The organism is Escherichia sp. KTE96, assembly GCF_000408525.1.
GTDB lineage: Bacteria > Pseudomonadota > Gammaproteobacteria > Enterobacterales > Enterobacteriaceae > Escherichia > Escherichia marmotae.
This window is the reverse complement of sequence record NZ_KE137149.1, coordinates 1907348-1917093: the sequence shown is the minus strand read 5'-3', so window position 1 is coordinate 1917093 and position 9746 is coordinate 1907348. Positions and strand designations below refer to the sequence as shown.

Here is a 9746-nt window from a genome sequence, read left to right as displayed (position 1 = left end):
TGGTGGGTCGTGCAGGATTCGAACCTGCGACCAATTGATTAAAAGTCAACTGCTCTACCAACTGAGCTAACGACCCACTTTAGTGTTGCTTTCGGTTTGTTTGATATCCCGTGGCAACGGCGGCATATATTACTGATTTCAGATTTGAGCGCAACAAAAATTTCGATGTAGATCACTCAACTGCTTATGATTCGCACGACACGACCAGAAATAATGCGACTTCTGGTCGCGTGTTATGCATTACATAGCGTTCAGACGTTTTTGTGCCTGTTTGGCGCCATCAGTACCAGGGTACTTACTGATAACCTGTTGGTACACGGCTTTCGCTTTCGCAGTGTCACCTTTGTCCTGCATGATGACGCCGACCTTAAACATCGCATCTGCAGCCTTCGGTGACTTCGGATAGTTTTTCACTACCGAAGCAAAATAGTACGCCGCATCATCTTTCTTACCCTTGTTGTAGTTTAACTGACCCAGCCAATAATTGGCGTTTGGCAGATAAGTTGAATCAGGATAATTTTTGATGAAATTCTGAAATGCCACCATCGCATCATCCTGGCGGGATTTATCCTGCACCAGTGCAATAGCTGCATTGTAATCAGTGTTTGCATCACCGCTTTTCACCGGCGCGCCAGCACTCGCAGTACCAGCATCAGCCGTTGGCGTTGTTGCCGCCGCCCCGCTTTGCTCAACGCTGGCAGATTGCGTCGCTGCACCACCGCTGCTGAGGCTATCGATCTGCAACAGGATCTGCTTTTGCCGCTCCACGACCTGATTTAGTTGATACTGATTTTCCTGAATTTGACCACGCAGGGAATCAATATCGGACTGATTATCGGAGAGTTGCTGCTGAAGTTGAGTTAAAAGCTGACTGTGAGCATTAGAAATACGCTCAAGTTGAGTGACGCGGTCTTCGACCGAGCCTGAGCCGACACTACTGATTGGTGCCTGAGCAAAAGCGGCCCAGGGGGCCGCTATACCAACCAGTAACGACAGACTCAATAGTTGATGTCTGAAGTTACTGCTCATGCAATTCTCTTAGTAAACCAGTACCGCACGACGGTTTTTGGAGTATGCCGCTTCGTCATGGCCCAGTACTGCAGGTTTTTCTTTACCGTAAGAAACGATGGAGATCTGGTCAGCAGAAACACCTTTACCCTGCAGGTACATCTTAACGGCGTTCGCACGACGTTCACCCAGGGAAATGTTGTATTCCGGAGTACCACGTTCGTCCGCGTGACCTTCTACGGTGACTTTGTAAGACGGGTTGCTACGCAGGAAGTTTGCGTGTGCATCCAGCATTTGAGCGAAATCAGAACGGATATCGTATTTGTCCAGATCGAAGTAAACGATATTATTCTGCTGTAGCTGTTGCATTTGCAGACGAGCCTGCTCTTCGGAAGACATGTTGCCGTTACCGCCGTTCGCATCCATACCAGTGCCGGCACCCAGCATGCCTTCGCTGCCGTCATTGCTGGCGTTCTTGTTGGAAGAACATGCCGCAATTGCCATAACAGGCAGAGCAATCATCAGCCCTTTCAGCACTTTGTTCAGTTGCATTTCAATGATTCCTTTACTATTCAATTAATTATTATCACAGATACGGCGACCAGGCAGGGGATTTGACCTGTCCATCAGTTGCCGGAAGACGCGCTTTGAAACGCCCATCTGTAGAAACCAAATTCAGCACGGATCCCATCCCCTGAGAAGAGCTGTAGATTACCATAGTGCCGTTAGGTGCCAGACTTGGCGTTTCATCCAGGAACGTTGACGACAGAACTTGTACGCCTCCCGTTACCAGATCTTGTTTGGCAATGTGCTGCTGCCCACCATTGGAGCTGACCATTACCATAAATTTACCGTCGCTGCTGACATCCGCATCCTGGTTCTGCGAACCTTCCCAGGTAATACGTTGTGGCGCACCGCCGTTGATATTCACTTTATAAACCTGCGGACGACCTGCCTGGTCAGAAGTAAATGCCAGGTTCTGGCTGTCCGGGAACCAGGTCGGTTCAGTGTTGTTGCTACGGCCATCAGTCACCTGACGAATCTGACCAGAAGCTAAATCCATTACGTACAGGTTCAGGCTACCCGTTTTAGACAGGGCAAACGCCAGTTTGCTGCCATCCGGTGAGAACGCTGGCGCACCGTTGTGACGCGGGAATGAAGCCACCTGACGCACAGCGCCATTTGCCAGCGTCTGGATAACCAGCGCGGAACGACCGCTTTCGAAGGTGACATATGCCAGTTTAGAACCGTCTGGTGACCACGCCGGAGACATCAGCGGCTGCGGAGAACGGTGAACCACAAACTGGTTGTAGCCATCGTAGTCAGATACGCGCAATTCGTACGGGAACTGACCACCGTTGGTCTGAACAACGTAGGCAATACGAGTACGGAACGCACCCTTAATGCCGGTCAGTTTTTCAAACACTTCGTCACTGGCGGTATGGCCAGCATAACGCAGCCATTGCTTGTTAACTTTATATGAGTTCTGAGCAAGTACAGTACCCGGAGCACCACCGGTATCAACTAGCTGATAAGCAACATTGTAAGAGCCGTCCGGGTTCGGAGTGACCTGACCTACAACCACAGCGTCAATACCCAGTGCAGACCATGCTGCGGGTTGAACTTCCTGCGCGCTACCCGGCTGCTGTGGCAGACGAGCGCGATCTAACGGGTTAAATTTACCGCTGTTACGCAAGTCAGCAGCAACGATGCCGCCAATATCTTCAGGTGCCGCACCAGGCCCTGCCCACTGGAAAGGAACGACACCAATAGGACGACCGGAATCTACACCACTGTCGATCACAATGCGGACTTCAGCGTGCAGAACTGACGCCCACAGTATGAGAAAACCAAATGCTACTCGTAATGCCTGCTTCATCATATCTCCCTTATCCGGACAGATAGTCCACGATAATTTAGCAGAATGTTAACAAACTCAAATACACAAAACTACCAGAACCCCGCGACAACCGATGTCTGATATTAACCGCCGTGACGGCCAACATCGCGATTACGGCTTGAAGTCCAATGGTGCGTTTTTGAACACTTCATATACTGCCTGGCTTGGTGGTTTCGGGATCTTCGCAAGTTTAGCTGCTGCCAGTGCAGCCTGACAAAGTGCGGGATCGCCACCTTCAGGTTTGATATCCAGTAACATGCCATCTGGTGCCAGTTTTATGCGCAGCGTACAGGTTTTGCCTGCATAAGACGATGCATCATAAAACTTACTTTCGATAGCAGATTTAATCTGCCCGGCATAGTTATTGATATCTGCACCTGATGCGCCATTGTTTTTAGTATTACCACTCCCGGCAGGCGAAGCATTGTTCCCTTTCGCCCCACCACCGGTTTTCGGTGCATTCTTACCAGAGCTTAGCTCACCGAAGATATCATCTGCCTCTGCGGCCGCTTTAGCTGCAGCGGCTTTTTCAGCAGCCGCTTTTGCCGCTGCTGCTTTCTTCTCGGCTGCGGCTTTCTCTGCTGCTGCTTTCTTATCAGCTGCAGCTTTCTCTGCCGCTGCTTTCTTATCAGCCGCAGCTTTCTCTGCCGCTGCTTTCTTATCAGCCGCAGCCTTTTCAGCAGCCGCTTTCTTCTCAGCTTCAGCCTTCGCTTTTTCAGCAGCTTCAGCCGCTGCTTTCTTTCTTGCTTCAGCAGCGGCGGCTTCTGCAGCTTCGGCTTTCTTCTTCAGTGCCGCAGCAGCTTTGGCGGCTTCAGCCTCAGCTTTCTTCTGCGCTTCGGCTGCGGCTTTGGCAGCTTCTGCTTCCGCTTTTTTCTTCGCATCCGCAGCCGCTTTCTTCGCCGCTTCGGCTGCTGCTTTGGCATCCGCTTCGGCCTTCGCTTTAGCATCTGCCGCAGCTTTCGCTGCCGCTTCTTCCGCTTGCTTCTGCTTTAACTCAGCCTGTTTGGCGGCGTCTTCAGCCTGCTTTTTCTGTTCCTGAGCAGCTAACCGCTCTTTCTCAAGTTGCTTCAGGCGTTCCTGTTCAGCCGCTTGCTTTTCACGGAGTTCTTCGGCTGCCTGCTGTTCCTTAATCTTGCGCTGCTCTTCGGAACGCTTCGCGCTTGACTCCTGGCTTTGCATGCGTTTGTACTGCTCAACTACCGCACCTGAATCAACCATTACGGCGTCGATAGACGAACCACCGCCACCTCCGGCTGAAGCTTCTATATTCTCATCGAACGAACTCCAGATCAGCGCCGCAAATAAGATGACATGCAGCACTGCTGAAATAATTATCGCCCGTTTGAGCTTGTCGTTTTGTTCGGTTGCCTTTGACACTCTCGGTTCCCAAAAACTGTTCGCCTGTTACCCGCTCTCTTTCAAGCAAGGGAAACGCAGATGCTTAGATAGGCTGTGTCATTAAACCAACCGATTTAACACCCGCACTGTGTAACAAGTTCAGCGCTTTAATTATTTCATCGTAAGGCACATCTTTTGCGCCACCGATCAGAAAGACCGTTTTCGGATTAGCCTTGAAACGGCTGGAGATTTCTGCCACCACCTGCTCTGGAGGTAAACGCTCCAGGCGATCTTTCTCAACCACCACGGTGTACTGACCAATACCAGATACTTCAACTATCACTGGCGGATTATCGTTACTACTCACTGCCTGCGATTCAGTAGCGTCTGGCAGATCGACCTCCACACTCTGGGTAATGATGGGTGCTGTCGCCATAAAGATCAGCAACAGCACCAGCAGTACATCCAGCAACGGTACGATGTTGATTTCGGACTTGAGATCGCGACGACCTCGTCCACGCGCTCTGGCCATGGCTTACCCCTTGTTGCTCTCGCTAACGGTAAACGCCTGGCGGTGCAGAATCGCAGTAAACTCTTCCATAAAGTTATCGTAATTCAGTTCCAGTTTGTTTACGCGTTGGTTAAGACGGTTGTAAGCCATAACCGCCGGAATAGCGGCGAACAGACCGATTGCCGTGGCAATCAACGCTTCTGCGATACCGGGAGCCACCATTTGCAGTGTTGCCTGCTTCACCGCACCAAGGGCAATAAAAGCGTGCATGATCCCCCAGACTGTACCAAACAAACCGATATACGGGCTGATAGAACCCACCGTACCGAGAAACGGAATGTGTGTTTCCAGATTTTCCAGCTCACGATTCATAGAGATACGCATCGCACGTGCAGCCCCTTCCACCACTGCTTCCGGCGCATGGCTGTTGGCACGATGCAGGCGCACAAATTCTTTGAACCCGCTGTAAAAGATTTGTTCCGACCCAGTGAGATTATCCCGTTTTCCCTGGCTCTCCTGATAGAGGCGAGAAAGTTCGATTCCAGACCAGAATTTATCTTCAAACGCTTCGGCTTCACGCGCTGCAGCGTTAAGAATACGGGTCCGCTGGATAATAATGGCCCAGGATGCGATTGAAAAACCAATCAAAATCAACATGATAAGTTTAACCAGAAGGCTAGCCTTCAGGAACAAATCAAGGATATTCATGTCAGTCACTGCTTAAACTCCGCGACAATAGACTTAGGAAGCGCACGAGGCTTCATTTTGAGTGGGTCAACGCAAACAATCAGAACCTCGGCTTCATTCAGCAGAGTATTCTCGGCGTTGACAATACGTTGCGTGAAAACCAAAGAGGTGCCACGCATTGATGTTATTTCAGTCTGTATTTCGAGCATATCGTCGAGCCGTGCAGGTGCGTAATATTCCACCGTCATTTTACGCACCACGAAGGCAACACGTTCAGCCATCAGTGCCTGTTGGCTAAAGTGATGGTGGCGCAGCATCTCTGTGCGTGCTCTTTCATAAAAAGCGATGTAACTGGCATGGTACACCACACCACCGGCATCAGTATCTTCATAATAGACACGAACCGGCCATCGAAACAGCGTTGTATTCACTTTACATCCCGGTAATGCAACAAAAGTTAGAACTTTTAAACGCTGCTACTATACGCGTGCGATTGAGGTTTGGGAATGAGGGTAAGTTAAGGGAGCGTAAAAATTTATGGACCCTCAACGGCCCATAAATTTTTAAAGAGAATTCTGATTTAAAAGAAGAAGAAAATCAGCCCTACAATGAGAACAAGATCAGCAAGCAATGGGCAAAAAATCCCTTTCCAAAGAATCTTCTGCGGACGAAACCCCACGCCGTGAATAACGCCTGCGCAGACGGCCCACATCAGCAATAATCCATGCCAGATTTCCAGCTCACTGGTCTTCGCGGCAAAACGTGATGGGTCCCAAAACATACATCCTGCTAACAGAAGCGCCATCACGAAGGAAAGCGCCCTCAGAGGGCGCTTGTCCATTACCGCATACAAGGTTGCGATAATCTTACTCATCAACTGTCTTCTTGACCGGCTTTGCCTGATTCGACGTGCTCAAGCGCCAGCGCGGTAATTACCCCAAATGAACAGGCAAGAAGCGTTCCCAGAATCCATGCGAAATACCACATTTTTAGCTCCTTACTTAGTACAGAGAGTGGGTGTTACGTTCAATATCTTCTTTGGTGATACGTCCGAACATTTTCCAGTAACACCAGGCGGTGTAGAGCAGAATGATCGGCACCAGAACCACCGCAACCCAGGTCATGACGTTAAGCGTCAGTTGGCTGGAAGTTGCATCCCACATTGTCAGACTTGCATTCATCATGGTGCTGGACGGCATTACAAACGGGAACATTGCAATACCCGCAGTCAGAATGATGCAGGCCAGTGTCAGAGAAGAGAACACAAACGCCCACGCGGCTTTATCCATACGCGCAGTCAGGATAGTCAGCAGTGGTAGAACTACCCCCAGAGCCGGAATAGCCCACAGAATTGGCGTGTTGTTGAAGTTCACCAGCCATGCACCAGCTTCACGAACCACTTCTTTATTCAGCGGGTTAGATGCAGCGTAATGGTCCATTGTCGACTTCACAACATAACCGTCGATACCGTACATCACCCATACGCCAGCCAGTGCGAAGCACACCAGCGTTACCAGCGCCGCCACCTGAGCCGTTGCACGGGTACGCAGGTGCAGTTCACCAACGGTGCGCATTTGCAGATAGGTTGCACCCTGAGTGATGATCATCCCGACGCTTACCACACCAGCCAGCAGGCCGAACGGATTGAGCAGTTGGAAGAAGTTACCGGTGTAGTACAGACGGAGATATTCATCAACATTGAACGGTACCCCCTGCAACAGGTTACCGAACGCCACGCCAATCACCAGCGGCGGAACGAAGCTACCAATGAAGATGCCCCAGTCCCACATGTTACGCCAGCGGGTTTCTTCAATCTTGGAACGGTAATCAAAACCGACCGGACGGAAGAACAAAGATGCCAGCACGAGGATCATCGCGACATAGAAGCCGGAAAACGCGGCGGCATAGACCATCGGCCAGGCAGCAAATAATGCGCCGCCAGCAGTGATCAGCCAAACCTGGTTACCGTCCCAATGTGGGGCGATGGAGTTAATCATAATTCGACGCTCGGTGTCGTTACGACCGAGGAAACGGGTGAGCATGCCCACCCCCATGTCGAAACCGTCAGTGACTGCAAAACCAATCAGCAGAATGCCAACCAGCAGCCACCAGATAAAACGCAATACTTCATAATCGATCATTTGACGACTCCTGTCTTAGCGTGCCGGCTGAGTAGTCGTGGAAGACTGCTCAAAGTGATAGCGACCGGTTTTCAGGCTGCTTGGGCCGAGGCGTGCAAACTTGAACATTAAGAACATTTCTGCCACCAGGAACAGGGTATACAGGCCGCAAATCAGAACCATAGAGAAGATGAGATCGCCTGCAGTCAGCGACGAGTTCGCCACTGCGGTAGGCAGCACCTCACCGATAGCCCACGGTTGACGACCATATTCGGCAACAAACCAGCCCGCTTCTACAGCGATCCACGGCAGCGGAATACCGTACAGCGCGGCGCGCAGCAGCCATTTTTTCTCACCGATACGGTTGCGGATTACGCTCCAGAAGGAGAGCGCGATAATTGCCAGCAGCAGGAAGCCACACGCCACCATGATGCGGAACGCGAAGTACAGCGGTGCTACACGTGGAATAGAGTCTTTGGTTGCCTGTTGAATCTGCGCTTCAGTCGCATCCGCCACATTCGGCGTATAGCGTTTCAGCAGCAGACCATAACCGAGATCTTTCTTCATGCTATTGAACTGATCGCGTACAGCCTGGTCGGTAGAACCAGAACGCAGTTGCTCAAGCAGAGAGTACGCTTTCATCCCGTTACGGATACGTTCTTCGTGCTGCACCATCAGCTCTTTCAGGCCGATAACCGGCGTATCCACAGAACGTGTAGCGATGATACCCAGCGCATAAGGGATCTGGATTGCAAATTTGTTCGTCTGCTCTTCCTGATCAGGAATACCGAACAGAGTAAAGGCAGCAGGCGCAGGTTGAGTTTCCCACTCGGCTTCAATAGCAGCCAGTTTGGTTTTCTGCACGTCACCCATTTCGTAACCGGATTCATCACCCAGAACAATAACGGACAGAACAGCAGCCATACCGAAGCTTGCAGCGATAGCAAAGGAGCGTTTTGCGAAGGCGAAGTCACGGCCTTTCAGCATATACCATGCGCTGATACCGAGGATGAACATCGCGCCAGTCACATAACCAGACGCAACAGTGTGAACGAATTTCACCTGAGCAACCGGGTTAAGCACCAGCTCGGAGAAGCTCACCATCTCCATACGCATAGTTTCGAAATTGAAATCGGACGCGATTGGGTTTTGCATCCAGCCGTTCGCAACCAGAATCCACAGTGCAGACAGGTTTGAACCGAGCGCCACCAGCCAGGTGACACACATATGCTGAACTTTACCCAGACGATCCCAACCGAAGAAGAACAGACCTACAAAGGTGGATTCGAGGAAGAAGGCCATCAGACCTTCGATTGCCAGCGGCGCACCGAAGATATCCCCTACATAGTGAGAATAATAAGACCAGTTAGTCCCGAACTGGAACTCCATGGTTAAACCGGTTGCCACACCCAGAGCAAAGTTGATACCAAATAACTTGCCCCAGAACTTTGTCATATCTTTATAAATCTGTTTGCCGGAAAGGACGTAGACCGTTTCCATGATGGCCAGCAGGAACGCCATACCGAGCGTCAGTGGCACAAAAAGGAAGTGGTACATCGCGGTCAAGGCAAACTGTAAGCGCGACAGTTCGACTATATCTAACATCATGACTCCTTGCTCATCGCATGAAGACTCCGAGAGTGAACCCCGTTAGAAAGGGTCACACGCATGCCCCAATACAAAATTATTTGCTCGCCCCTATCGTTGCCATTTCATCAAAAGAGGAAAAGACAATGATAAAAAGTTACAAACATGTTAATGAATAAACCAAATTGATCCCGCAATTATATTACGCCGCAAAATCCTTACAATAAACAGGTTTTTATTGAACAAATTTGCATTTTTCGACAGTGATCAATTTATAGCGAAATTGTCACCATCTCACCAATTTGATCTACGACAATTTATCGTGTTTTGCAGATTTTTTTCAAGAATTAAAAATTGATTTATATCAAAATCAATCAGATATGTTAATCATGTGTGAATTAGAGATTGTTGGTAATTTTATTGTTAACACATTGTAAACCATAAATGCATAATTATTATCGCAATGGAGAGATATAGATAAAAAACCAGTATTTTATTTAACAGAGCTGCTTTATCGACTTTTTATAATACTAATTAGTTAGAGTAGCCAATTTGTTGCCATTTTACATAACATATTTTTATCAAAGTTAATCGA

General features: G+C 49.6%; 11 protein-coding genes and 1 tRNA gene. All 12 read right to left on the bottom strand.

Features of this window, described 5'->3' with window-relative positions; all coding sequences use genetic code 11:
- The 12 genes from A1WG_RS05645 to cydA all read right to left on the bottom strand — a co-directional run bounded on the left by A1WG_RS05645 (position 1) and on the right by cydA (position 9169).
- Positions 1-76: transfer RNA gene (locus tag A1WG_RS05645), tRNA-Lys, on the bottom strand.
- A 164-nt stretch (positions 77-240) separates the two neighbouring features.
- Complete coding sequence (gene cpoB, locus A1WG_RS05650; protein ID WP_000097584.1) at positions 241-1029, bottom strand: cell division protein CpoB; 789 nt, start codon at positions 1027-1029, stop codon at positions 241-243.
- A gap of 9 nt (positions 1030-1038) precedes the next feature.
- A complete protein-coding gene (gene pal, locus A1WG_RS05655) occupies positions 1039-1560 on the bottom strand; it encodes a peptidoglycan-associated lipoprotein Pal (RefSeq protein WP_001295306.1) in 522 nt (173 codons plus the stop codon).
- A 34-nt stretch (positions 1561-1594) separates the two neighbouring features.
- Positions 1595-2887, bottom strand: a complete 1293-nt coding sequence (gene tolB, locus A1WG_RS05660) for a Tol-Pal system beta propeller repeat protein TolB (protein WP_001516009.1) — start codon at positions 2885-2887, stop codon at positions 1595-1597.
- Between the two features lie 132 nt (positions 2888-3019).
- Positions 3020-4285 carry a cell envelope integrity protein TolA gene (gene tolA / locus A1WG_RS05665; RefSeq protein WP_016242611.1) on the bottom strand — a complete coding sequence of 422 codons (1266 nt, stop codon included), beginning with the start codon at positions 4283-4285 and terminating at the stop codon, positions 3020-3022.
- Positions 4286-4349: 64 nt separating this feature from the next.
- The gene (gene tolR / locus A1WG_RS05670) at positions 4350-4778 is read right to left on the bottom strand and encodes a colicin uptake protein TolR (RefSeq protein ID WP_000090096.1); all 429 of its coding nucleotides are present in this window, start codon (positions 4776-4778) and stop codon (positions 4350-4352) included.
- Between the two features lie 3 nt (positions 4779-4781).
- Entirely contained in the window at positions 4782-5474 is a 693-nt protein-coding gene (gene tolQ, locus A1WG_RS05675) for a Tol-Pal system protein TolQ (protein ID WP_000131311.1), read from the bottom strand.
- On the bottom strand, positions 5471-5875 hold the full coding sequence (gene ybgC, locus A1WG_RS05680; protein ID WP_001098372.1) for a tol-pal system-associated acyl-CoA thioesterase: 405 nt from the start codon (positions 5873-5875) through the stop codon (positions 5471-5473). The genes tolQ and ybgC overlap by 4 nt, the downstream gene beginning before the upstream one ends.
- A gap of 149 nt (positions 5876-6024) precedes the next feature.
- Positions 6025-6318, bottom strand: a complete 294-nt coding sequence (gene ybgE, locus A1WG_RS05685) for a cyd operon protein YbgE (protein WP_001516007.1) — start codon at positions 6316-6318, stop codon at positions 6025-6027.
- A complete protein-coding gene (cydX, locus tag A1WG_RS05690) occupies positions 6318-6431 on the bottom strand; it encodes a cytochrome bd-I oxidase subunit CydX (protein WP_000270283.1) in 114 nt (37 codons plus the stop codon). Before cydX ends, ybgE begins: the two co-directional genes overlap by 1 nt.
- Before the next feature lie 14 nt (positions 6432-6445).
- Entirely contained in the window at positions 6446-7585 is a 1140-nt protein-coding gene (gene cydB / locus A1WG_RS05695; protein ID WP_000568264.1) for a cytochrome d ubiquinol oxidase subunit II, read from the bottom strand.
- Positions 7586-7600: 15 nt separating this feature from the next.
- Positions 7601-9169, bottom strand: coding sequence for a cytochrome ubiquinol oxidase subunit I (cydA, locus tag A1WG_RS05700; RefSeq protein WP_001516006.1), 1569 nt, complete (start codon positions 9167-9169; stop codon positions 7601-7603).
- Between the last annotated feature and the right edge of the window lie 577 nt (positions 9170-9746).

Bases quoted from the DNA above. Each gene is read 5' to 3' on its own strand.
- cpoB (WP_000097584.1), bottom strand. From the start codon at position 1,029: ATGAGCAGTAACTTCAGACATCAACTATTGAGTCTGTCGTTACTGGTT.
- ybgE (WP_001516007.1), bottom strand. From the start codon at position 6,318: ATGAGTAAGATTATCGCAACCTTGTATGCGGTAATGGACAAGCGCCCT.
- cydB (WP_000568264.1), bottom strand. From the start codon at position 7,585: ATGATCGATTATGAAGTATTGCGTTTTATCTGGTGGCTGCTGGTTGGC.
- cydA (WP_001516006.1), bottom strand. From the start codon at position 9,169: ATGTTAGATATAGTCGAACTGTCGCGCTTACAGTTTGCCTTGACCGCG.
- pal (WP_001295306.1), bottom strand. From the start codon at position 1,560: ATGCAACTGAACAAAGTGCTGAAAGGGCTGATGATTGCTCTGCCTGTT.
- tolR (WP_000090096.1), bottom strand. From the start codon at position 4,778: ATGGCCAGAGCGCGTGGACGAGGTCGTCGCGATCTCAAGTCCGAAATC.
- cydX (WP_000270283.1), bottom strand. From the start codon at position 6,431: ATGTGGTATTTCGCATGGATTCTGGGAACGCTTCTTGCCTGTTCATTT.
- tolB (WP_001516009.1), bottom strand. From the start codon at position 2,887: ATGAAGCAGGCATTACGAGTAGCATTTGGTTTTCTCATACTGTGGGCG.